This is a genomic window from Serratia marcescens (genome assembly GCF_001902635.1).
GTDB lineage: Bacteria > Pseudomonadota > Gammaproteobacteria > Enterobacterales > Enterobacteriaceae > Serratia > Serratia marcescens_F.
In genome coordinates this window covers 61,585-85,115 of sequence record NZ_MJAO01000015.1, presented here as the reverse complement: position 1 = coordinate 85,115, position 23,531 = coordinate 61,585, and the positions used below count along the sequence as shown (strand labels likewise).

Annotated in this window: 22 protein-coding genes; 14 read left to right on the top strand and 8 right to left on the bottom strand. The window is 59.9% G+C overall.

Features of this window, described 5'->3' with window-relative positions; translation table 11 throughout:
• Positions 1-14: 14 nt before the first annotated feature.
• From btuC to BHU62_RS15925, 14 genes are all read left to right on the top strand, one after another.
• Complete coding sequence (btuC, locus tag BHU62_RS15990) at positions 15-1,022, top strand: vitamin B12 ABC transporter permease BtuC (protein ID WP_073532882.1); 1,008 nt, start codon at positions 15-17, stop codon at positions 1,020-1,022.
• A gap of 42 nt (positions 1,023-1,064) precedes the next feature.
• Positions 1,065-1,616: a glutathione peroxidase gene (locus BHU62_RS15985; protein ID WP_073532881.1), complete on the top strand. Its 552-nt coding sequence runs from the start codon at positions 1,065-1,067 to the stop codon at positions 1,614-1,616.
• A 5-nt stretch (positions 1,617-1,621) separates the two neighbouring features.
• On the top strand, positions 1,622-2,377 hold the full coding sequence (gene btuD, locus BHU62_RS15980; RefSeq protein WP_073532880.1) for a vitamin B12 ABC transporter ATP-binding protein BtuD: 756 nt from the start codon (positions 1,622-1,624) through the stop codon (positions 2,375-2,377).
• A 401-nt stretch (positions 2,378-2,778) separates the two neighbouring features.
• On the top strand, positions 2,779-3,933 hold the full coding sequence (gene arnB / locus BHU62_RS15975; protein ID WP_073532879.1) for a UDP-4-amino-4-deoxy-L-arabinose aminotransferase: 1,155 nt from the start codon (positions 2,779-2,781) through the stop codon (positions 3,931-3,933).
• Positions 3,920-4,900: an undecaprenyl-phosphate 4-deoxy-4-formamido-L-arabinose transferase gene (arnC, locus tag BHU62_RS15970; RefSeq protein ID WP_073532878.1), complete on the top strand. Its 981-nt coding sequence runs from the start codon at positions 3,920-3,922 to the stop codon at positions 4,898-4,900. Before arnB ends, arnC begins: the two co-directional genes overlap by 14 nt.
• Complete coding sequence (arnA, locus tag BHU62_RS15965) at positions 4,900-6,882, top strand: bifunctional UDP-4-amino-4-deoxy-L-arabinose formyltransferase/UDP-glucuronic acid oxidase ArnA (RefSeq protein ID WP_073532927.1); 1,983 nt, start codon at positions 4,900-4,902, stop codon at positions 6,880-6,882. The genes arnC and arnA overlap by 1 nt, the downstream gene beginning before the upstream one ends.
• The gene (gene arnD, locus BHU62_RS15960) at positions 6,879-7,784 is read left to right on the top strand and encodes a 4-deoxy-4-formamido-L-arabinose-phosphoundecaprenol deformylase (protein ID WP_073532877.1); all 906 of its coding nucleotides are present in this window, start codon (positions 6,879-6,881) and stop codon (positions 7,782-7,784) included. The genes arnA and arnD overlap by 4 nt, the downstream gene beginning before the upstream one ends.
• On the top strand, positions 7,781-9,445 hold the full coding sequence (gene arnT / locus BHU62_RS15955) for a lipid IV(A) 4-amino-4-deoxy-L-arabinosyltransferase (protein ID WP_073532876.1): 1,665 nt from the start codon (positions 7,781-7,783) through the stop codon (positions 9,443-9,445). The genes arnD and arnT overlap by 4 nt, the downstream gene beginning before the upstream one ends.
• A complete protein-coding gene (gene arnE, locus BHU62_RS15950) occupies positions 9,442-9,786 on the top strand; it encodes a 4-amino-4-deoxy-L-arabinose-phosphoundecaprenol flippase subunit ArnE (protein ID WP_073532875.1) in 345 nt (114 codons plus the stop codon). The genes arnT and arnE overlap by 4 nt, the downstream gene beginning before the upstream one ends.
• Complete coding sequence (gene arnF / locus BHU62_RS15945; protein ID WP_073532874.1) at positions 9,783-10,175, top strand: 4-amino-4-deoxy-L-arabinose-phosphoundecaprenol flippase subunit ArnF; 393 nt, start codon at positions 9,783-9,785, stop codon at positions 10,173-10,175. Before arnE ends, arnF begins: the two co-directional genes overlap by 4 nt.
• A 176-nt stretch (positions 10,176-10,351) precedes the next feature.
• Complete coding sequence (locus BHU62_RS15940) at positions 10,352-10,816, top strand: NlpC/P60 family protein (protein ID WP_016927954.1); 465 nt, start codon at positions 10,352-10,354, stop codon at positions 10,814-10,816.
• 60 nt (positions 10,817-10,876) lie between these two features.
• On the top strand, positions 10,877-11,890 hold the full coding sequence (locus BHU62_RS15935; protein ID WP_073532926.1) for a lipoate--protein ligase A: 1,014 nt from the start codon (positions 10,877-10,879) through the stop codon (positions 11,888-11,890).
• Positions 11,891-12,395: 505 nt separating this feature from the next.
• Positions 12,396-13,127: an EAL domain-containing protein gene (locus BHU62_RS15930; RefSeq protein WP_073532873.1), complete on the top strand. Its 732-nt coding sequence runs from the start codon at positions 12,396-12,398 to the stop codon at positions 13,125-13,127.
• 258 nt (positions 13,128-13,385) lie between these two features.
• Positions 13,386-14,828: a protein adenylyltransferase SelO gene (locus BHU62_RS15925; protein WP_073532872.1), complete on the top strand. Its 1,443-nt coding sequence runs from the start codon at positions 13,386-13,388 to the stop codon at positions 14,826-14,828.
• Between the two features lie 811 nt (positions 14,829-15,639).
• Here the strand turns inward: BHU62_RS15925 and BHU62_RS15920 are convergent.
• From BHU62_RS15920 to BHU62_RS15885, 8 genes are all read right to left on the bottom strand, one after another.
• The gene (locus tag BHU62_RS15920; protein ID WP_073532871.1) at positions 15,640-16,425 is read right to left on the bottom strand and encodes a heme ABC transporter ATP-binding protein; all 786 of its coding nucleotides are present in this window, start codon (positions 16,423-16,425) and stop codon (positions 15,640-15,642) included.
• The gene (locus BHU62_RS15915; RefSeq protein WP_073532870.1) at positions 16,418-17,422 is read right to left on the bottom strand and encodes a FecCD family ABC transporter permease; all 1,005 of its coding nucleotides are present in this window, start codon (positions 17,420-17,422) and stop codon (positions 16,418-16,420) included. The genes BHU62_RS15920 and BHU62_RS15915 overlap by 8 nt, the downstream gene beginning before the upstream one ends.
• The gene (locus BHU62_RS15910) at positions 17,422-18,252 is read right to left on the bottom strand and encodes a heme/hemin ABC transporter substrate-binding protein (protein ID WP_073532869.1); all 831 of its coding nucleotides are present in this window, start codon (positions 18,250-18,252) and stop codon (positions 17,422-17,424) included. Before BHU62_RS15910 ends, BHU62_RS15915 begins: the two co-directional genes overlap by 1 nt.
• Positions 18,249-19,286 carry a hemin-degrading factor gene (locus tag BHU62_RS15905; RefSeq protein WP_073532868.1) on the bottom strand — a complete coding sequence of 346 codons (1,038 nt, stop codon included), beginning with the start codon at positions 19,284-19,286 and terminating at the stop codon, positions 18,249-18,251. The genes BHU62_RS15910 and BHU62_RS15905 overlap by 4 nt, the downstream gene beginning before the upstream one ends.
• 66 nt (positions 19,287-19,352) lie before the next feature.
• Positions 19,353-21,434 (bottom strand): TonB-dependent hemoglobin/transferrin/lactoferrin family receptor, encoded by a 2,082-nt coding sequence (locus tag BHU62_RS15900; RefSeq protein ID WP_073532867.1) that lies wholly within the window; start codon positions 21,432-21,434, stop codon positions 19,353-19,355.
• A gap of 95 nt (positions 21,435-21,529) precedes the next feature.
• Entirely contained in the window at positions 21,530-21,712 is a 183-nt protein-coding gene (gene hemP / locus BHU62_RS15895; RefSeq protein ID WP_073532925.1) for a hemin uptake protein HemP, read from the bottom strand.
• Positions 21,713-21,882: 170 nt separating this feature from the next.
• The gene (locus tag BHU62_RS15890; RefSeq protein WP_073532866.1) at positions 21,883-22,368 is read right to left on the bottom strand and encodes a glutathione peroxidase; all 486 of its coding nucleotides are present in this window, start codon (positions 22,366-22,368) and stop codon (positions 21,883-21,885) included.
• A gap of 105 nt (positions 22,369-22,473) precedes the next feature.
• Positions 22,474-23,520, bottom strand: coding sequence for a 3-deoxy-7-phosphoheptulonate synthase (locus tag BHU62_RS15885; RefSeq protein WP_073532865.1), 1,047 nt, complete (start codon positions 23,518-23,520; stop codon positions 22,474-22,476).
• Positions 23,521-23,531: the final 11 nt, after the last annotated feature.

Sequence of the window (23,531 nt, the reverse complement as noted above, 5' to 3'; positions counted from 1 at the left end):
GGAACCGCCGCGCCATGCCAACCAGCCGCACCTTCACCTTACTGCTGCAACATCAGCGTCACCGCGATAAACGCCACGTCACTCTATTGGCGTTGGGCGTGGCGGTGGCATTGCTGTTCAGCCTCTGCGCCGGCGATCAATGGATATGGCCATCAGAGTGGTTCAGCGATCGGGCGCAGCTGTTCGTCTGGCAACTGCGTTTGCCGCGCGCGCTGGCGGTGATGCTGGTCGGCGCCAGTCTGGCGGTGGCGGGCGCGGTGATGCAGGCGCTGTTTGAAAATCCGCTGGCGGAGCCCGGCCTGTTGGGCGTGGCAAACGGCGCCGGCGTAGCGCTGGTGCTGACGGTGTTGTTGGGGCACGGTCTGTTGCCGGTGGCGCTGATGAGCGCTGCCGCGATAGCCGGCGCGCTGGCGATGACCTTTTTGTTGCTGGGCTTCGCTCGCCGTCGGCGGTTGACCAATGCGCGGCTGTTGCTGGTCGGCGTCGCGCTGGGCATCGTGTGCAGCGCGCTGATGACCTGGGCGGTCTATTTCAGCACCAGCCTCGATCTGCGGCAGCTGATGTACTGGATGATGGGCGGATTCGGCGGCGTTGACTGGCGCCAGAAGTGGCTGGTGTTGGCTCTGTTGCCGGTACTGCTGTGGCTGTGCGGCCAGGGCCGAACGCTCAACCTGATGGCGTTGGGCGAGGTCCAGGCGCGGCAGCTTGGGCTGTCGCTGCACCTGTGGCGCAACTTGCTGGTGTTGGCGATAGGCTGGCTGGTCGGCGTCAGCGTGGCGCTGGCCGGCGTGATCGGCTTCATCGGGCTGGTGATCCCGCATATTTTGCGTCTCACCGGCTTGACCGACCAACGCTATCTACTGCCGGCCTGCGCGTTGGCCGGCGCCGGCGTATTGCTGGTGGCCGACGTGGTCGCTCGCGTTGCGCTGCTGGCGGCGGAGCTGCCGATCGGTGTCGTGACCGCCACGCTGGGGGCGCCGCTATTTATCTGGTTACTGACCCGAGCAAAAGGCGTAAGGTAGTTTTCTCATTCACCTGCCACTCAAACCAAAGGATAACAACCGATGAGCAAGCCAATTTACAACCTGCCGTTGCAAACCATCGAAGATCAGGCCACCACGCTGGGTGCCCATCGGGGCAAGGTGTTGCTGGTGGTCAACGTGGCGTCGGAATGCGGCCTGACCAAGCAGTACGAAGGCCTGGAAGCGCTGTACGAGGCCTATCGCGCACAGGGGCTGGACGTCTTGGGGTTCCCATCCAATGAATTCCTGGGCCAGGAGCCGGGCAGCAATGAAGAGATCCTGGCGTTTTGCCGCGGCACCTTCGGCGTGCAATTCCCGATGTTCGCCAAAATTGAGGTGAACGGTGAGCATCGTCACCCGCTGTACCAGGCGCTGATCGCCGCACAGCCGAACGCCGTCGCGCCGGAGGGCAGCGAGTTTCTGGCGCGCATGACCGGCAAAGGGCGTGGGCCAAAGCACGCCGGCGATATTCTGTGGAACTTCGAGAAGTTTCTCATCGCGCGCGACGGCACGGTGATCCAGCGCTTCTCGCCGGATACCACGCCGGAAGATCCGGCGCTGGTAGCGGCGGTTAAACAAGCGCTGGCAGGATAATGCGGATGCTGCAACTCGTTGAGGTTGGGGTGGCGGGGCGCCTGGCGCCTTTTTCGACACAGATTGACGGCGGGTTGCAGGTTCATCTGATCGGCCCAAACGGCGCAGGGAAGAGCACCCTGCTGGCGCGGGTGGCGGGTATGCTGCCGGGGCTGGGCGAAGTCAGCCTGGCCGGGCGTGCGCTGTCCGATTATCCGGGGAGCGAGCTGGCGCGCCGGCGCGCTTATCTCAGCCAGCAGCAGCCGCCGGTATCGCTGATGCCGGTGTTTCAGTATTTGGCATTGCACCGGCCCGCCGGGGCGGCGGAAGCTGACGTGGAGCACGCCATCCTCTATCTGTGCCAGCGTCTGAAGCTGGTGGATAAGCTGCCGCGCATGTTGACGCAGCTCTCCGGCGGTGAATGGCAGCGAGTGCGGTTGGCAGCGGTATTGCTGCAGGTCTGGCCCAGCGTCAACCCATACAGCCGGCTGCTGCTGCTGGATGAGCCGACCAACAGTTTGGACGTGGCGCAGAAGGTGGCGTTGGACCGCTTGCTGCGCGAGTTTTGTCAAAGTGGGCGCAGCGCCCTGGTGTGTGCGCACGACCTGAACCACACCCTACAGCAGGCCGATCGGGTGTGGTTGCTGCATGCCGGGCGGTTGGTGGCGCAGGGCGTCACGCGTGAGGTGATGGCGCCTGCGTTGCTGTCGCAGATCTATGAAGTGGATTTCCACCTGCAATGGGTAGGGGACCAACGTTGGATCATGACCCGCACGGCTTAAGTTTCTCCGTTGGCGTTTTACAAGGTAAACGAAAACTAAACGCAGTGAATATAAATAGCCGGGTAATCATCGGCTAATATTGTGCTGCCTCTCATTTTCTTACCGATTTCCTTGAAAAACGTCGACGACGTGCTACGCTTGATTCGGCAAAAATAAAACATGTTAATAATTATTAATAAATATAATACATTGATTTTCATAAAAAATTTTAATCGATGATGACGGCACCCACCAATCAGTTCACCCACTGATGACAAGTCTCGTCTTAAGGTTTAGTTAAGCTTGCGGCCTTACATTGGCAGTTAATCCACGGAAACGATTCTTCTCTGGCGTTTAATATTCGTTAAACGAAAGGGATTTACAGTGTCATCAAAAGCAGTTCGATACGTTTGGGGTTAACTATGGATCAATTTTTACCTTTCTCTCGTCCGGCCATTGGCGATGAAGAAATCGCCGCGGTAGAGAAGGTGTTGCGTTCCGGCTGGATCACCACCGGGCCGCAAAATCAGCAACTGGAAAGCGACTTCTGTTCCACCTTCGGCTGTAAGCACGCCATTGCCGTCTGTTCCGCGACCGCGGGCATGCACATCACTCTGATGGCGCTGGGCATCGGTCCCGGCGATGAAGTCATCACCCCTTCGCAAACCTGGGTTTCCACCCTCAACATGATCGAGCTGCTGGGCGCCACGCCGGTGATGATCGACGTTGATCGTGATACGTTGATGGTCAGCGCCGCCGATGTCGAGGCCGCCATCACCCCGAAAACCAAAGCGATTGTTCCGGTGCATTACGCCGGTGCCCCGTTGCAGATGGATGCGCTGCGCGCCGTGGCCGAACGCCACCGCCTGCCGTTGATCGAAGACGCCGCCCATGCGGTCGGCACGCGTTACAACGGTGAGTGGGTCGGCGCGCGCGGCACGGCGATCTTCTCTTTCCACGCGATTAAAAACGTGACCTGCGCCGAAGGTGGCCTGATCGCCACCGACGACGATGCGCTGGCGGATCGCCTGCGTTGCCTGAAGTTCCACGGCCTGGCCGTCGATGCCTTCGACCGCCAGCAGCTCGGCCGCAAGCCGCAGGCCGAAGTGGTGGAGCCGGGTTACAAATACAACCTTTCCGACATTCATGCGGCGATCGCCGTGGTGCAACTGTCGCGCTTCACCGAGCTGAACGCGCGCCGTAAAGCGCTGGCGCAGCGCTATTTGAGTGCCCTCGAAGGCTCACCGTTCCAGCCGTTGGGGTTGCCGGATTATCCGCACGATCACGCCTGGCACCTGTTTATGGTGCGTGTTGATCCAGAACGTTGCGGCATCGATCGCGACCAGCTGATGGAACGTTTGAAAGAGGTGGGCGTCGGTACCGGGCTGCATTTCCGCGCCGCGCATACCCAGAAATTCTACCGTGAGCGTTACCCGCAGCTGTCGCTGCCGAATACCGAATGGAACTCGGCGCGGCTGTGCACCTTACCGCTATTCCCTGACATGACCGACGCCGATGTCGATCGCGTGGTCAATGCCTTGTCTTCTGTTGTGGAGTCTTTACGTGTCTCGCGTTGAACCGATCAAAAAAGTATCGGTAGTGATCCCGGTATACAACGAGCAGGAAAGCCTGCCTGCGTTGCTGGAGCGCACTACCGCCGCTTGTAAGCAGTTATCTCAACCTTATGAAATCATCCTTGTCGATGATGGCAGCAGCGACAACTCCGCTGAAATGCTGACCGCCGCGGCGGAAAAGCCGGACAGCCATGTGATTGCCGTCTTGTTGAACCGCAACTATGGCCAGCACTCGGCGATCATGGCCGGTTTCAACCAGGTGACCGGCGATCTGGTGATTACGCTGGACGCCGATCTGCAGAACCCGCCGGAGGAGATCCCTCGGCTGGTCAGCGTAGCGGAAGAAGGCTACGACGTAGTGGGCACCGTGCGCGCCAACCGTCAGGATTCCTGGTTCCGCAAAAGCGCCTCACGCGTGATTAACATGATGATTCAACGCGCCACCGGCAAGTCGATGGGGGACTACGGTTGCATGCTGCGCGCCTACCGTCGCCATATCGTCGAAGCGATGCTGCACTGCCATGAGCGCAGCACCTTTATTCCGATTCTGGCGAACACCTTCGCTCGGCGCACGACCGAAATCGAAGTTCGTCACGCAGAACGCGAGTTTGGCGACTCCAAGTACAGCTTGATGAAGCTGATCAACCTGATGTACGACCTGATCACCTGCCTGACCACCACGCCGCTGCGTTTGCTCAGCGTGGTCGGCAGCATCGTGGCGCTGTCCGGATTTGTGCTGGCGCTGGTGCTGATTGCGCTGCGTCTGCTGCTGGGGCCTGAATGGGCCGCCGGCGGCGTGTTCACCCTATTCGCCGTACTGTTCACCTTTATCGGCGCCCAGTTTGTTGGCATGGGGTTGCTGGGTGAATACATCGGCCGCATCTATACCGACGTGCGTGCGCGTCCTCGCTATTTTGTTCAGAAAGTGGTCGGCGTACAGCAGGACCACAATACTCAGGAAGAAGAATGATGAAAGCTATTGTATTTGCTTACCATGATATTGGCTGCGCAGGTCTGAAAGCGCTGACTGAGGCGGGTTATGATGTGCAAGCCGTATTCACGCACACCGACGACCCTGGTGAGAACAACTTCTTCTCCTCCGTGGCCCGTTTGGGCGCCGAATTGGATCTGCCGGTCTACGCACCGGAAGACGTGAACCACCCGCTGTGGGTTGACCGCATTCGCGAACTGCAGCCGGACGTGATCTTCTCGTTCTACTACCGCCACATGCTGAGCGACGAGATCCTGTCGCTGGCGCCGCAGGGCGGTTTCAACCTGCACGGCTCTCTGCTGCCGCGTTACCGTGGCCGCGCGCCGGTGAATTGGGCGCTGGTGAATGGCGAAACCGAAACCGGCGCCACGCTGCACAAGATGGTGAAACGCCCGGACGCCGGCGACATCGTCGGTCAGCAGAAAGTGACCATCGCCGACAATGACACCGCGCTGACGCTGCACAAAAAAGTGCTGGAAGCCGCGCAGGCGGTATTGAAAGAGCAACTGCCAAAGCTGAAGAACGGCACTGCCACCTTCACTAAGCAGGATGAGTCCCAGGCTAGCTACTTCGGCCGCCGCACCGCGGCGGATGGTGAGATCCTGTGGCACAAATCCGCTAAAGAGATCAACAACCTGGTGCGCGCCGTCACCGAGCCGTACCCGGGTGCGTTCAGCTACCTCGGCCAGCGCAAGCTGATCGTCTGGCGTTCTCGCGTGGTGGATACCCAACACGACAAGCAGCCGGGCACCGTGCTGAGCACTGCGCCGCTGGTCATCGCCTGCGGTGAAGGCGCGCTGGAGATCGTCGCCGGTCAGAACGACAACGGTCTGTACGTGCAGGGCAGCCGCCTGGCGCAGGAAATGGGCATCGTCACCGACGTGCGTCTGGCCGCCAAGCCGAACGCCGTGATGAAGCGCCGTACCCGCGTGCTGATCCTCGGGGTCAACGGTTTCATCGGTAACCACCTGACCGAGCGCCTGCTGCGCGACGATCGCTACGACATTTACGGTCTGGACATCGGTTCTGACGCCATCAGCCGCTTCCTCGACAACCCGCGTTTCCACTTCGTGGAAGGCGACATCAGCATCCACTCCGAGTGGATCGAGTATCACATCAAGAAATGCGACGTGGTGCTGCCGCTGGTGGCGATCGCGACGCCGATCGAATACACCCGTAACCCGCTGCGCGTGTTCGAGCTGGATTTCGAAGAGAACCTGAAGATCGTTCGCGACTGCGTGAAATACAACAAGCGCATCATCTTCCCGTCCACCTCTGAAGTGTACGGCATGTGCGACGACAAAGAGTTCGACGAAGACCATTCGCGTCTGATCGTCGGGCCGATCAACAAACAGCGTTGGATCTACTCGGTATCCAAACAGCTGCTGGATCGGGTGATCTGGGCTTACGGCGCTAAAGAAGGCCTGAAGTTCACGCTGTTCCGTCCGTTCAACTGGATGGGGCCACGCCTGGACAATCTGGACGCCGCGCGCATCGGTTCTTCCCGTGCCATCACTCAGCTGATCCTCAACCTGGTGGAAGGTTCGCCGATCAAACTGATGGACGGCGGCGCGCAGAAACGTTGCTTCACCGACATCAATGACGGTATCGAAGCGCTGTTCCGCATCATCGAAAACCGCGACGGCCTGTGCGACGGCCAGATCGTCAACATCGGTAACCCGACCAACGAAGCGAGCATTCGCGAGCTGGCGGAAATGCTGCTGGAAAGCTTCAACAACCACCCGCTGCGCGATCGCTTCCCGCCGTTTGCCGGCTTCAAGGATGTGGAGAGCAGCAGCTACTACGGTAAAGGCTACCAGGACGTTGAGCACCGCACGCCGAGCATCAAAAACGCTCACCGCCTGCTGGGCTGGCAGCCGACCATCGAGATGAAGCAAACCGTCGCCGATACGCTGGACTACTTCCTGCGCACTACCGTTCAGGAAGGGAACGATGCATGAAGAAAGTCGGTCTGCGGGTTGATGTAGATACCTTCAGCGGCACCCGTGAAGGGGTGCCGCAGTTGCTGGACCTGTTTGAAAAGTACGACATTCAGGCCAGCTTCTTCTTCAGCGTGGGACCGGACAACATGGGGCGCCATCTTTGGCGCCTTTTGCGTCCGAAATTTCTGTGGAAAATGCTGCGCTCGAACGCCGCTTCGCTGTACGGCATGGACATTCTGCTGGCCGGCACCGCCTGGCCGGGGCGCAACATCTCGCGCGCCTTGGGGCCGTTGATGAAGCGCACCGCCGAAGCCGGCCATGAAGTCGGGCTGCACGCCTGGGATCACCAGGGGTGGCAGGCCAAGGTCGGCAAGTGGAGCGAGGCGCAACTGACCGAACAGGTGCAGCTGGGCGTCGATGCCCTGAGCGCCTGCACCGGGCAGCCGGTCAAATGTTCCGCCGTGGCGGGCTGGCGCGCTGATACGCGCGTGCTGGAAGTCAAGCAGCGCTTCGGTTTCCATTACAACAGCGATTGCCGCGGCACCCATCCGTTCCGGCCGGTGCTGAGCGACGGGCGTCATGGCACGGTGCAGATCCCGGTGACGCTGCCCACCTTCGACGAAGTGATCGGCAGCGAAGTCAGCATGGCCGATTTCAACGACTATATTCTGCGCGCCATCGAGAACGATCGCGGCGTACCGGTGTATACCATTCACACCGAAGTGGAAGGTATGTCGCAGGCGGCGATGTTTGAACAGTTATTACAACGCGCGCAACAGCAGGGCATCGAATTCTGCCCGTTGAGCGCGCTGTTACCGCAAGATTTGGCGTCACTGCCGTTGGGCCGCATCAAGCGTGCTCCTTTCCCTGGCCGCGAAGGTTGGCTGGGCTGTCAAACCGATGTGAAGGACGTTACATGAAGGCGCTAAAAGGATCCTGGGCCATTCTGCTGGCCATTTTTTTTGCTCTGGTTTACCTGATCCCGCTTAACGGTCGCCTGCTGTGGCAGCCGGATGAGACGCGTTATGCCGAGATTAGCCGTGAAATGCTGCAACGCGGCGATTGGGTCGTGCCGCACCTGCTGGGGCTGCGCTACTTCGAAAAGCCGGTGGCGGGCTACTGGTTCAATAACATCAGCCAATGGCTGTTCGGCGAAAATAACTTCGCAGTGCGTTTCGGCTCGGTGTTCAGCACCGGTATGACCGCACTGCTGGTGTTCGCGCTGGCGATGTTGATGTGGCGCAATGCGCGCCGCGCCAGCCTGGCGACGCTGATGTTCCTGTCGATGGTATTGGTGTTCAGCATCGGTACTTACAGCGTGCTCGATCCGATGATCTCGCTGTGGCTGGCGGCGGCGATGGTCAGCTATTACCTGACGCTAAAAGCCTCCTCGGTCAAAGGCAAACTGGGTGCTTACGCGCTGCTGGGACTGGCCTGCGGCATGGGCTTTATGACCAAAGGTTTTCTGGCGCTGGCGGTGCCGGTGATTGCGGTGCTCCCGATCGCCATCCAACAACGTCGGATCAAGGATTTGCTGTTCTACGGCCCGGTGGCGATTGTGACCGCCACGCTGCTCAGCCTGCCGTGGGCGCTGGCGATCGCGCAACGCGAACCCGACTACTGGAATTACTTCTTCTGGGTCGAGCATATTCAGCGATTTGCCGAAGATAACGCCCAGCACAAGGCGCCGTTCTGGTATTACCTGCCGATTCTGTTGGGGGCGGTGCTGCCGTGGCTGGCGCTGCTGCCCGGCGCGCTGCTCAAAGGTTGGCGTGAACGCGTGCAACGCCCGGAGCTGTTCTTCCTGTTGAGCTGGGCGATGATGCCGTTGATCTTCTTCAGCATCGCCAAAGGCAAGCTGCCGACCTATATTCTGCCGTGCATGGCGCCGCTGGCGTTGCTGATGACCGCCTATGCGGAAGACTACGCCGCCACGCTGCGCGCCAAACTGTTCAAGGCCAACGCCTGGCTGAACGGCCTGTTCGGGCTGATCGGCATCGTGGCGCTGGTGGTATTGAGCTCCGGTCTGCTGCCGAAAGCGCATCTGTTTACCGCGCAGGAGTGGCCGAAGGTGGTGCTCGGCCTGGTCGCCTTCGGCGGCTGGCTGCTGTTCGCACTGGTCTCCGCCCGCGATAACGGCCGCCAGTGGCGCTGGGCGGCGGCTTGTCCGGTGCTGCTGTGCCTGGTGATCGGTTACGCCATCCCGCAACAGGTGACGGATTCCAAACTGCCGCAGAACTTCGCGCGTGTGAATATGGCCGAACTGGGCGACAGCCGTTACGTGCTGACCGACAGCGTCGGGGTGGCGGCCGGCCTGGCCTGGGAGCTGAAGCGCAGTGATGTGCTGATGTTCAGCCAGAAAGGCGAAGTTGCCTATGGTCTGGAGTATCCGGATGCCAAGGGGCATTTGATCAGCGACGCTGACTTCCCGCAGTGGCTGGCTCAGGCGCGCAAGCAGGGGAATGTGTCGCTGGTGTTGCAGCTGTCCCGTGGCGAAGCGCTGCCGCAGGAGTTGCCTGCCGCGGACAAGGTAGAGCGCATGAACCGTCTGGTGCTGATGTGGTATAAACAGCAGCCATGATCGGTTTTCTGTTGGTGATTGTGGTCAGTCTGCTCACCTGTGGTGGGCAGCTGTGCCAAAAACAGGCGGCGCATTGTTGGGAACGGTCGGACGAGGCGCGGTTGAAGAAGACGCTGCGTTGGCTGGGGTTGGCGGTGCTGCTGTTGGGGCTGGGCATGGCGGTGTGGCTCTATGTGCTGCAGCGCTTGCCGCTCAGCCTGGCCTATCCGATGCTCAGTCTGAACTTCGTGATGGTGACGCTGGCTGCGCGCTGGGTGTTTCATGAACCGACGACCGCTCGCCATTGGTGCGGCGTGGCGTCGATTATGTTGGGGATCCTGCTGATGAGCGTGCATTCATGAGGGGCTATGCCTGGGGCGCCGCCAGCGTACTGTTGGTGACGCTGGCGCAGTTGCTGATGAAGTGGGGCATGGTGCAAATCCCACTGATGTCGTTCGCCGATGTCTCGTTGGCACTGATCGCCGATTACTGGCTACCGCTGCTGGCGGTGGGCTGCGGCATCTTCGGCTATGCGCTGTCGATGCTGTGTTGGTTCTTCGCGCTGCGCCACCTACCGTTAAATCGCGCTTATCCTCTGCTCAGCGTCAGCTATGCGCTGGTCTATTTAGCGGCGGTGATACTGCCGTGGTTCAACGAATCCGCTACGCTGCTGAAAACATTGGGCACGTTGTTTATTCTGTTCGGCGTCTGGCTGATTAACAGCAAATCCGACACAAAATCGCCGGAATAGGGTCAAAACCGGCGCTCCTGCTATTATCTCCCTCATGGCGCTTGCCTTTTTCCCCATGCGGGAGATAAATTAACGCCAAATAGCGCTCTCCTTACACGGTGCCGGCTTTACCTCGCAGGCGGTGTTGTGGCGTACCGGACGGCATGATACGGCAACGTGTTCAATGAAGGGATATTATACGGATGCGTGTATGGTTTTTATTAGCCAGTTTGATCCTCGCCGGTTGCAGCAGCCATGCGCCGCCGCCCAGCGGCCGTCTGGCGGATTCGATCGTGGTGGTGGCCCAGCTCAATGAGCAACTGCGCCAGTGGTACGGCACGCCATACCGCTACGGCGGCCTGGATCGCGGCGGTGTAGATTGCTCCGGCTTTGTCTACCGCACGTTCCGCGACCGCTTCGACATGCAGCTGCCGCGCTCGACCGAAGAACAAACTTCGCTGGGTACCAAGGTATCACGCGATGAGCTGATGCCGGGCGATCTGGTATTTTTCAAAACCGGCGGCGGTGAGAACGGTCTGCACGTCGGCATTTACGATACCAACGACCAATTTATCCACGCATCGACCAGCCGAGGGGTGATCCGCTCCTCGCTCGATAACGTCTATTGGAAACGGGTGTACTGGCAGGCGCGGCGCATTTAGTCTTAACCCGTTGAATTTGGTGTATCATGGCGGCATCACGTGTTTAAAACGGTGTCTGCCATGAACAGCCTGCGTTTACTTATCTCCGACTCCTACGACCCCTGGTTCAATCTCGCGGTGGAAGAGTGCATCTTCCGTGAAATGACCACGCAAAAAATCCTTTTCCTGTGGCGTAATGCCGAAACGGTGGTCATTGGCCAGTCGCAGAACCCCTGGAAAGAGTGCAATACCCGGCGCATGGAGCTGGATGGCATTCGGCTGGCGCGGCGCAGCAGCGGCGGCGGGGCGGTGTTTCACGACCTGGGCAATACCTGTTTCACCTTTATGGCCGGCAAACCGGGTTACGACAAAACCGTCTCGACCGACATCATTCTACAGGCGCTGCGGCAGTTGGGCGTGACGGCCGGTGCCTCGGGGCGCAACGATCTGGTGATGGAAACCGCCGACGGATTGCGCAAAATATCCGGTTCAGCCTATCGCGAAACGCAGGATCGCGGTTTTCATCACGGCACGCTGCTGCTGAACGCCAATTTGGAGCGGCTGGCGGACTATCTCAACCCGGATCCTAAAAAACTGCAGGCCAAGGGCATTACTTCGGTACGTTCGCGCGTCGCCAATCTGGCGGAGTTTCTGCCGGGCATCAGCCATGAACAGGTGTGCGAGGCGATTGTACAGGCCTTCTTCGCTCACTATGGCGAGACGGCCGAACCGGAGATCATATCGCCGGACGTGTTTCCCGATCTGCCCGATTTTGCCGCGCAGTTTGCCAAGCAGAGCAGCTGGGAATGGAATTTCGGCAAGGCGCCGGCGTTCAGCCATCTGCTTAACGAACGTTTCGCCTGGGGCGGCGTGGACCTGTTCTTCGATGTGGAGAAAGGAACGATTGTTCGCGCGCAGGTGTTTACCGACAGTCTGAATCCCGCCCCGTTGCAGCGGTTGGCAGAAGTGCTGGCGGGCTGCGCCTACCGCAGCGAGACCGTTGCCGCCTGCTGCGACCGTCTGATGGCGGACTATCCGCAACAAATGGCCGAGTTGACCGAGCTGCGGCAATGGCTGAGCGAAACGATCCGCTAGCCGGCCGCCGCGGTGGAGGGATGAGCGCGCTCATCCCTTTTTATGCCTAAAGCCCCGTTGAAAGGCGCGTAGCGCAGATTTCCTGAAAATCAAGCTGGGCACTTTTTTACATTTTCAATGCCGCGAATAGCGGGGTGAATTGATGCGTTATTAAATTTAATCAGTCATCGTTAACGGTAGGAAAAATCGGCGTTACGACGGAAAGATTATTTTACTTTATTTAAGATTTTTCTTAATTAAAACAAAGGAGATAAGTCAAATTTACGCCCTCATCCATTCCACTTAAGCCAAATATCTTTTTCCAAAACGCGTTGGCCGAGAAATCTGGCATAAGTTCGGCTGCTTTTCTTTGCGCCTTTCGCGATTGTCGTATAGCTTTAATCTATCAATTAAATGATATTTCATGGGCATTTACATTGATATTTCCGATTAATCCCAGAAGGATTGATCGATAAAATATATTGATATACGATGATACGCTAGCCATTCATCCTGTGGCATTAAAATGAACATCCAACTCGAAGCTGACTTTATTAGTAGCTATGTTTTTCAACCTGTTTACTCAATGGAGGGTGGGCTGTTGGCGGTGGAGATGTTGAGCCGTTTCAACAGTCTTGACGGTGATTTGGTCATGCCGGCCGAAATTGGGATTAATTTATTGGCCCCCGAACAAAGGATTGAGTTATTTAATGAGCAATTGAAACTTGCGGAGCGGCACGCGGCCTGGTTTACCGGTAACAGTGTGCAGTTGACCATCAATATTGAAGAAACCATCGTCGAGCTTATTCTTTCCGATCCGGCACTGTGTGAATGGATCAGGCAATATCCTTTTATTGCATTTGAAATGAGTGAGAGTTTTCCGAATCTTTCGGCCGGGAAGAACAACCCGAGCGTGCGTCGATTAAGCGAAATGTTTACGCTGTGGCTCGATGATTTCGGGTCAGGTAAAGCGACGCTGACCGCGTTGTATGATGGTTTGTTCGACTATGTAAAGATAGACAAGCGTTTTTACTGGCAGTTGTTTACCCATCAGGGGTATGACGTAGTCATCGACTCGTTGTTAAAGAATATCAACCTGTTGTGTAAAGGCGTGATCGTCGGAGGAATAGAGAAAAAAGAGTATTTTAATAAACTCAGATACGCCGGTGTTTTAGGCCTGCAAGGTTTTTTATGGCCCAGCGTTGGTGTGGATAATCTGCAAAGTTTGCTGGCAACGCCCAGCGAGTTCAATAATTAAGAAGTGATATAAAAAACTACACACAATGGGGTAAATAATGGACGGGGTGATGTTTGCCGTGATTCCGTTACCGTTATTCACCGTCGTTTCTCGCTGATAAAAATGTTTATCGGCCCGCATGAAACCGCGTTTACCCCGCATGACGAAAACGCGATACCTCCCGCATCCGTCCTGGCGACAGGCGGATGCGTTCTCCCTGCATTCCTTCGGTGTTAATCCGTCCGCACAGGCTCTACACTACGCTGAAACGGAGGGCCTATGCCGCAGTTCGATAACGCTTACTACCAACAGTTACCCGGTTTCTACACCGCCTTGAACCCGACGCCGCTCAAGGATGCGCGCCTGCTGTATCACAGCGAGCCGCTGGCGCGTGAGCTGGGGCTGGATGAAAGCTGGTTTACGCAGGATAAAACCCCGATTTGGGCGGGAGAAACGCTGCTGCCGGGCATGCAGCCGCTGGCGCAGGTGTACAGCGGCCACCAGTTCGGCGTTTGGGCCGGGCAGCTAGGCGATGGCCGTGGTATTCTGCTCGGCGAGCAGGTCCTGGCGGACGGCAGCCATCGCGACTGGCACCTGAAGGGCGCCGGGCTGACGCCGTATTCGCGCATGGGGGATGGCCGCGCGGTGCTGCGTTCGGTGATCCGCGAGTTTCTGGCCTCTGAAGCGATGCACCATTTGGGGATCCCCACCACCCGGGCGCTGACTATTGTCACCAGCCGGCAGCCGGTCTTCCGCGAACAGCCGGAGCGCGGCGCGATGCTGCTGCGGGTGGCGGAAAGCCATGTACGCTTCGGCCACTTCGAACACTTTTACTATCGCCAACAGCAGGAACAGGTGCGGCAGCTGGCGGATTTCGTCATCGCCCGCCACTGGCCGCAGTTAGACGATCAGGCTGAGCGCTATGTTTTGTGGTTCACCGACGTGGTCGAACGCACGGCGCGTCTGATCGCCCGTTGGCAAACCGTCGGTTTCGCCCACGGCGTGATGAACACCGACAACATGTCGATCCTCGGCATCACCATCGATTACGGCCCCTACGGTTTCCTTGACGACTACCAACCCGGCTATATCTGCAATCACTCCGATCATCAGGGGCGTTACGCCTTCGACAATCAGCCGGCGGTGGCGTTGTGGAACCTGCATCGTCTGGCGCAAACCCTGTCGGGGTTGATGACCACCGAACAGTTGCAGCAGGCGCTGGCGGCGTATGAACCGGCGCTGATGCGCGCCTACGGCGAACAGATGCGCGCCAAACTCGGCTTCTTCACGCCGACGGCGCAGGATAATGACCTGCTCACCGGTCTGTTGCGCCTGATGGCACAGGAAGGGCGGGATTACACCCGTACGTTCCGCCTGTTGAGCGCAACCGAGCAGCAACAGGCGCAGTCGCCGCTGCGGGACGAGTTTATCGATCGCGCGGCGTTTGATGCCTGGTATCAGCAGTATCGTCAGCGTTTGCAGCAGGAGCAGGTGAGCGATGCGGAGCGGCAACGGGCGATGAAGGCAGTGAACCCGCGCCTGGTTCTGCGCAATTATCTGGCGCAGCAGGCGATTGAAGATGCGGAGAAAGACGACGTCGGCCGTTTGCAGCGGTTGCATCAGGCCTTGCTGCGGCCGTTCGACGATGCGCCGGAGTATGACGATCTCGCCGCGCTGCCGCCGGACTGGGGCAAACATCTGGAGATTTCCTGCTCCAGCTGAGATGAAAAAAGGGCGCTTAATGGCGTAATGCTTGTCAGTTAGCGTGTTTTTGAAGTACTCGTGACGTTTTCGGTCGATAAAAGCGAGATGCCACATGTGGCTCACGCACCTCGACCGAGCCAGGGGCCGAGGCGCGGCCCCTGGCAACCCGCGCCTTCGGCCTATCAGACGGTTGGCTTTGCCAACGTTACTCGGCCCATCCCTGGGCCTCGCCCCTTCGGGGCCGCTGCAAGCAGCGTTCAAATCTGCTCCTGGCAGATTTTTCCTCCCTCCGCCATACCGCATTGAGGCCGGTTGCGACAGGCGTCCCTGCCTGTCTTACCTGAAACCGCCGTCCATGGCGGTTTCGCCTAATGCGCTATGCCTGTGTTCGGCGTCTTCAAGGGCGCCCAACATCGCGCTCATCTCCAACTTATCTACCGTAACCTCATAAGCGACAGGTTGCCCGGTAGCCGCCAGCGCGGGTGTTGACCTTTGGCGCGCATCTCCGGCTGCCGAGCAAGACAGCGTTGTCAGGGGCAACCGGCCAGGGAAGGCCGGTTGAGGCGAGACTAACAGGGACGTTTGTCGTAGCCGACCCGCCCGACAATGCAGACGCGGCGAGGGTATCCGCACAGCGGACAGACGGTGTTAAGCGAAGGCGCGGGTGAAGGGGCCGCGCCTTCGGCCTCTTCAATTGCCGTTCATTGCAGTAACAGAGAAATTCGGGGTTTTTACGGCAATTCATCCTGCATGTCACGTACAGAGACTGGATAAAAAAAAGCCAGTCAGGATTAACTGACAAGCATTACGCTTAATGGCGCCCTTGACGTTATTGACGCAGGTAGACCTGCGGCAGCGACACTTCGGGATGATGCACCACGCCGAGATCGGCCTGATACCAGCGGGTGAGGATCTCCGTTTGCAGCACCTCCTGCGGCGTGCCGCTCGCCACCAGTCGCCCCTGATGTAACAGCAGGATGCGATCGGCGTACAGCGCGGCCAGATTGAGATCGTGCAGCACGCAGCAGACGCCCAGCGGTTGTTGCCGCGTCAGCGAACGCAGCAGGCGCAGGGTCTGTTGCTGGTGGTAAAGATCCAGCGCCGAGGTCGGCTCGTCGAGGAACAGCCAGGCGGGGGACGGTTGCGGTTGCCACAGCTGCGCCAACACCCGCGCCAGCTGCACCCGCTGCTGCTCACCGCCGGAAAGCTGGCGATAGTCGCGCTGCGCCAGCGCCAGGCAATCGGTCTGCGCCATCACCTGTTGGATCGCCTGGCGTTCGTCGCGTTTGCCGTGCGGCGCCCGCCCCATACTGACCACTTCTTCCACGCTGAACGGGAAGGCCAGATCGCTGTATTGGCGCATCACGGCCCGGACTTTGGCCAGTTGCTGCGGCGCCCAGTGTTCCAGCGGGCGCTCAAGCAGCCGACACTCGCCGCAGTCCGGCGTCAAATAGCCGGTCAGCAAGCGCAGCAGTGTCGATTTACCGGCGCCGTTGGGGCCGATAATCGCCACCATTTCGCCGCCGGCGAGGCTGAGCGAAATGTCGTTGATCAAGCGGCGCGCGCCGAGGCTGTAGCGCAGCGCATGGGCCGTCAGGCAGGCGGCGTTATCCACCGGTTCGCTCCCGCTGGCGTATCACCAGCCATAAGAAGTAAGGGCCGCCGATCAGGCTGGTCATCAACCCGACCGGCATTTCGGCCGGCGCCACCAGGGTGCGCGCCAGCGTGTCGCTGACCAACAGTAGGCAGGCGCCGCCCAGTGCGGAGCAGGGCAACAGCCAGCGGTGATCGCCGCCGAGGCGCATGCGCACCAGGTGCGGCACGACCAGACCGACGAAGCCGATCACGCCGCTGATCGCCACCGCGGCGCCGATCAGCAGGGCGCTCAGCAACAGCAGTTGCAGTTTGGCGCGCTGAACGTTCACCCCGAGGTAGTGGGCCTCTTCGTCCCCCAGCTGCAGCAGGTTCAGCCGGCGCGCCTGCAACAACGTCAACAGCGCCGCAGGCAGGATCAGCGAAGCGGAAACGGTCAGCGTCGGCCACTGTGACTGGCTGAGGCTGCCCATCATCCACAGTGAGAACTGACGCAGCTGTTGATCGCTGCTGACGTAAGAGAGCACACCGATGGCCGCCATGCACAGGGCGTTGATGGCGATGCCCGCCAGCAGCAGCCGCGACAGATTGCCGTGCCCGCTGCGGCTGATACCGTAGATCAATAACGACACCAGCAGGCTGCCGAGGAACGCCGCCAGCATATGGCCGTACAGCGCGATCGTCACCGGCAACGCCAGCGGCATGACGATGAACAGCGCGACAAACAGCGCGCCGCCGCTGCTGATGCCCAGCAGGCTCGGATCCGCCAGCGGGTTGCGGAACAACCCCTGCATGACCGCGCCGGACACCGCCAGCGCGCAACCGACCACCACCGCCAGCAGCACGCGCGGCAGACGGATGTTCAGCCAGATGTGCCAGGTGGCGTCGCTGAAAGGTTCGCGCCACAGGGTGCCAAACGACAGCGTCAGCGCGCCCAGGTTGGCGGCGATCAGTGCCAGCAGCGTCAGCAACACCAGCAAACCGACGATGGCCAGCTGCGGCGAGGTACGACAACGCATTACTTTTGCTCCGCCGCGTGGCGCAGCTTGGCCAGCGCCGCCGGCGTTTCCAGGCCGAAGCCCAGCAGCGCCATGTCATCGACGATCAGCACGCGGCGTTGTTTGCCCGCCGGCGTTAGCGCCAGGCCCGGCAGCGTCCAGAGCCGCTGTTCGCCGCCGAGGGTGCGTACGCCGTCGGTGGTGACCAGCAGCAGATCCGGCGCGCTGGCGATCACCCCTTCCTGCGACAGCGGACGGTAGCGGTCAAAGCCCTGCATGGCGTTTTTCAATCCGGCGGCGGCGATCACCGCGTCGGCGGCGGTGTGCTGCCCGGCGGCCATTGGCGTGATGCCGCCGTGGCTCATCACGAACAGCACCTTGACCGGCAGCGGGGTGGTATCGACCGCCGCCAACTGTTGTTGATAGCGTTCGCTCAACTGTTTACCTTGCTCCACGCGCTGCAGCGCGGCGGCGATCGCGGCGATTTTCTGCGGCACCGCCTGCAGGGTGGTGTCACCCGGCACGCTGACCACCTTGACGCCGCTGTCCGCCAACTGTTTGAGCACCAGCGCCGGTTGCGCCAGTTCGGTGACCAGCACCAGCGTCGGTTTCAGCGCCAGAATGCCTTCGGCGTTCAGCTGGCGCATATAGCCGACGTCCGGCAGCTTGGTCACCGCTTCCGGATGCAGGCTGGTGCTGTCGCGAGCGATCACGTCTTCTCCGGCACCGAGCGCGAAGGCGATCTCCGTCACGTCGCCACCGATCGAGACGATGCGCTGCGCCGCCGCGGCGGTGAGCGGCAGCGCCAGCGTCATCATCAGCGCCAGGCGGCGGATCAAGGATGATTTCATGCGGCGATGTCCTTGGCGGCGATCGCGGCGACCTGTTCGCGCCACTGGGTTTGCTCAGGGTGGCCTTCGGTGCGCTGGCCGTACAGCTGCGCGATCTGCGTACCGTCTGCGGCGAACAGTTCCAGGCTGGTGACGACGCCGTCCTTGGTCGGTTTGCGAGTGATCCAGCTTTCGGCGATGGCGTCTTCGATCAGGTGCAGGGTGAAGCGGCGGTTGAACACATTGATCCAGCCTTCCTGCGGCATCAAGCGTTCTATCTGGCCGGTAAAGATCTGCACGCAGCCACGGTTGCCGACGAAGATCATGATCTCGTTTTGTTGCTGCTGCGCGGCTTCCAGCAGCTGCGACAGCGCGCGGTTATCCACCCGATAGGCCAGATCGTCGCCGACGGCGCGGAACGCCTGCTGGCGCGTCAGTTTGTTGCGGCTCAGCAGCTGGAAAAACTGGTGAACGTCGGTCATCGCGCGCCATTCACCGTCGATTTTGGCATTATCCTGCGTCGTTTCATCGGCGCTGCTCGCCTCGGCGGGTTGCAGCGCCAGCGCCGGATTTGCTTCGCTCAGGTGGCGTTCCACCAGCGCCATCCAGGCCGGCAGATCGGTTTCCTCGGTGGTATAGACCTTGTGCAGCGCATCGCCCTGTTGATCGAAGAACTGAATGCTGTGGCGCACGCCGCGCTTATTGGTTTCGCTCATGGCGAAAGCGCTGGTCCAGTGGTTGAGGAACAGACGCAGATCCAGCTCGCGCGGGTTGAGGATCAACCCGGCGTGGCCGTTGAGGTGCTGGTTGCGGTAGCGGCCCATTTGCTCATGCACCGCATAGCTGTTGCGGGTGATGGACTTGGTGACGCCCACTTGGTCGAGCTCGGTCAGCAGGGTGCGGGCGTCGGCCTGCAGGCGGTGGGCGTCGTGGCCGACGCGGGCGTGCGTCAGCTCCGCTTCGCTGACGCCGAGGATCGCCGCCAGATCGCGGGCGTATTTGCCGGGGTGATCGATTTTAGCCTGTTGGTAGCGTTCGTATAGGGTGTTGCTCATGCGGGATTCTCCTGCGCTGTGATGCGAACGGCGGACACCCCGGGTGTCCGCCAGATAGTCAAATGATTACCACTGGTAGCTGACCAGCAGTTTGGCGTTGCGGCCATCCTGCGGGATGCCCGGCGGCGAGTAATATTCTTTGTCGAAAGCGTTGCCCAGCACTACGGTGGTGGTCACGCCCTGCAAACGATCGCGGCCCTTATAGCTCAGATAGAAGTCGTTGACGCCGTAACCGCCTTGTTCCGAGTAGGTGGCGGGCACTCGCTTGGCGCGCTCGGCGAAGGTGGCGACCCAGCCGACGGACAGACCGGTTTCGCCCAGCGGCACGTCCAGCGAGCTGGTGACGGTGTCCGGGTTGATGTCGGCCAGCCAATCGCCGGTCGCTTCATTTTTGCCACGGGTGCGGTTATAGACCAAGTCCCAGCCAAACCACGGTGTTTTATAACTGAGTGCCGTGTCCCATCCCCAGATCTTGGCGCGATCGACGTTGGTTGAAAATGTGGTGCAGCTGATGCAGTAAGGCCCGCGTGGCCCACGCCCTATCTCCATGGTGTAATCGGGAGTGATGTAATCCTTAGCCTTGGTATCGAAGTAGCTGGCTTTGAACTGCAAACTATCATCAGCCAGCAGCACTTCATCGAATCGCAGACCAAAACCGTACTCTTGGGTTTCGTTGGTCTCCGGTTTCAAATTGGGGTTGGGTACCCAATAGTTGGTGAGGGTGGTGGGCCCCATGGGTATCGAGAAATGTTTGGAGTCGTTGTACATCTCGCCCATCGTCGGCGCGCGGAACGCCTGTGAGTAAGAGCCGAACAGCATCAACCAGTCGGTTGGCGTAATGCTGACTGCACCGCGTGACGACCACTTGTCGGCATTGACGTCGGCATAGCCGTCGCTTGAGCCTTTGTAATTGTCATAGCGGGTGCCGGCGAGCAGCGTGATGGGCAGATCGCGCAGCGTGATTTCATCCTGCAGCCAGCCGGAGGCGAAGTTGATTTTCGCGCGAGGGAAACTTTCGGCGGCACCGCCCGGTTTTTGTTCCTGTTTGTAGGCCTCGGTGCCGTAGGTCAACAGGTGTGAAGCGAAGCTGTCGGCGAACAGGCGCGTACGGTTTTCCAGCTTGGCGCCGTTGGTGGTTTGCTTGCGGAATTCGTCGGTCGCACCGGCGTTGTGCGCATTGATTTTGACTTCCGAGGTGTACAGCTTGGCGGTGGCGTCCAGCCAATCCTGGCCGACCGGCTTCAGTTTGTAGCTTAGGGCGGCGTCGCGCTGGATGGTGGCGCGGTGGGTCATCGGGTTGCCGCTCGAGCTGCCCGGCGTCTGCGGGTTTTTCGGTTCCTGGGCGCTGTTGTTGTAGTAGCGCAGATCGCCGCTCAATGACTGGTTGTCATCGATTTTCCAAGTGCCTTTGGCCAGCACGTTGCTGATGGTTTCGTCGTTTGGCGCATCGAAGCCGTTGCCCTGACGTAAATCGCCGACGTCGCGGGTGCCGAACGACAGCAGGCCGTCGAGATTATCGGTCTTGCCGTAGGCGCTGGCGCCCATGCCCAAACTGTGATCGCCGGTGCCGGCGGTGCCGTAGACGCGGAAGCCGCTATCGCGGCCCGGCAGCAACAGGTCGGCGGCATCGACGGTCTCGTAGGCGATCACGCCACCCAGCGCGCCGCTGCCGTACAGCAGCGCAGCGGGGCCGCGCACGATTTCAATGCGTTTCACCAGCGCCGGATCGAGGAAGGTGCCGCCGATGTGGCCGGTATCGGTACCCTGGCGGATGCCGTCGACCAGCGTCAGCACGCCGTTTTTGCCGTAGCCGCGCATCGTCACGTTCTGACCGTTGCTGCGGCCGGTGCCGTTGACGGTGATGCCCGGTACGCGGCGCAGCATATCGGCGGCGGTGCCGGCAGTCTGGCTTTCCGGCGAGTTGCCGTCGATCACCGTCACCATCATCGGCGCTTCAAAACTGCTGCGCTGGTTGCCGGTGGCGACCACGGTCATGGTTTCGTCGGCGGCGTTGGCTTTTTTCGCCGTCGTCGCGTTGGAAGAGGATGTTGTGCTGGTGTTTTGTGCCAAGGCCACCGTAGGCAGAGCGCAGGCAATCGCCAGACTCAAAGCGGAAAAACGCAGCCGGGTGGAAACTGTCAGAGGCATGGGGCAACTCTCCGTATGTAATAAAACATATCAATAGATTTGCTGGCTGCCTGGATCAAACCGATCGGGGTGGCTGGCGTTTGAGGGTTCTGTGGTTATTTGGTCAGGATCAATTTCCCGGCCTTAGTCTGCCGCAGCTGATAGCGCTGGCCCTGATGAGTAATGAACGCGATGCCGTCGGCACCGAGCAGTTGCGCGCTGTCGTAACTGGGCGGCGCGTTTGCGCTGTGCTTGGTCGGGGCCGCGGCGGCGGGGGTAGGCGTGTTGGCAGTATCCATCATCATTGTGCTTATAGAACAGGCTATTAAATAGAAATCAATATCAAATTGATAATCATTATCATGTGAAGGAAAGGTTACATCAAGGAAAATTTTCTTACCGATGGAACCTTTTTGTCGAACGGGCATCTTGCGACGGGCCAGGCGAACCCGGCCCATTCAGAAGAGGGTTATTTCAGCAGGGTTTCGATGCGGTCAAACAGACGTTCGGGCTTGGTGATCGGCGCAAAGCGCGTTACGCGCTGGCCATCGGCGGTGAGCAGAAACTTGGTGAAGTTCCACTTGATGCGGCGGCTGCCCAGAATGCCTGGCGCCAGACGCTTCAGCTCGTTGAACAGCGGATGGGCGCCGGGGCCGTTGACCTCGATTTTGCTGAACAGCGGAAAGCTGACGCCATAGTTGAGGCTGCAAAAGTCGGCGATCTCCTGTGGGCTGCCCGGTTCCTGGGCACCGAACTGATTGCAGGGGAAGCCAAGCACCATCAGGCCGCGCTCGCGATAGTATTGCCACAGGTTTTCCAGCCCGCGGTATTGCGGAGTAAAGCCGCACTTGCTGGCGGTGTTGACCACCAGGTAGGCGCGCGCCGGAAAATCGCCCAGCGTTTTTTGTTCGCCCTGCAGCGTGACGCAGGGGATGGATAACAGAGAGTGAATCATGCCGGGGCTCCCAATGCGGTTCGGCGGGTGCTAAAGCGTTGCGATCAGTATAGATGAGCTGGACAGGATGGATAAAGCCGGGGCGAAACCCCGGCTTGTGGAGCGTCAGAAACGGCTGTCGACCGCATCCGCCAACATCGCCAGCAGCTGTTCGCTGTCGGACCAGCTCAGGCAAGGATCGGTGATCGACTGGCCATAGGTCAGCGGTTGGCCGGCGACGATCTTCTGCGTGCCTTCCACCAGGAAACTTTCCGCCATCACGCCGGTGATGGCGGTGGAGCCGGCGCGGATCTGCTGGCAGACATTGTCGGCCACTTCCAACTGACGGCGGTGCAGCTTTTGGCAGTTGCCGTGGCTGAAGTCGATCACCAGGTGTTCCGGCAAATCGAACTCGCGCAGACTTTCGCAGGCGGCGACGATGTCGGTGGCGTGGTAATTCGGCGTTTTGCCGCCGCGCATGATGACATGGCCGTACGGGTTGCCGCTGGTCTGGTAGATGGTCATCTGGCCGTTTTTGTCCGGCGACAGGAACATGTGCCCGGCGCGCGCCGCGCGAATGGCGTCGATGGCGATGCGGGTGTTGCCGTCGGTGCCGTTTTTGAAGCCGACCGGGCAAGAGAGCGCCGAAGCCATTTCACGGTGGATCTGGCTTTCGGTGGTGCGTGCGCCGATAGCGCCCCAGCTGATCAGATCGGCAATGTATTGGCCGACCACCATGTCCAGGAACTCGGTGGCGGTCGGCAGGCCGAGCTGATTCACTTCCAGCAACAGGCGGCGTGCCATTTCAATGCCGCGGTTGACCTGGAAGGTGCCGTCCAGCGCCGGATCGGAGATCAGGCCTTTCCAGCCGACGACGGTGCGCGGTTTTTCGAAGTAGGTGCGCATCACGATCTCCAGGCGGTCCTGGTAGCGTTCGCGCAGGGCGTTCAGCCGGCCGGCGTAATCGACGGCGGCGTCGAGATCGTGGATGGAGCAGGGGCCGATCACCACCAGCAGGCGGCGGTCTTCACCGGTGAGGATTTTCTCAATGCGTTTACGTGACGCGGTCACGTTATCTGCGATGGCCGCCGAGATCGGCAGCTTGTCCGCCAACGCTTGCGGCGTGACGAGGCTGTCGATGCGCGCGGTCCGCAGTTCATCTGTTTTGTGCATGTTATTCCCTG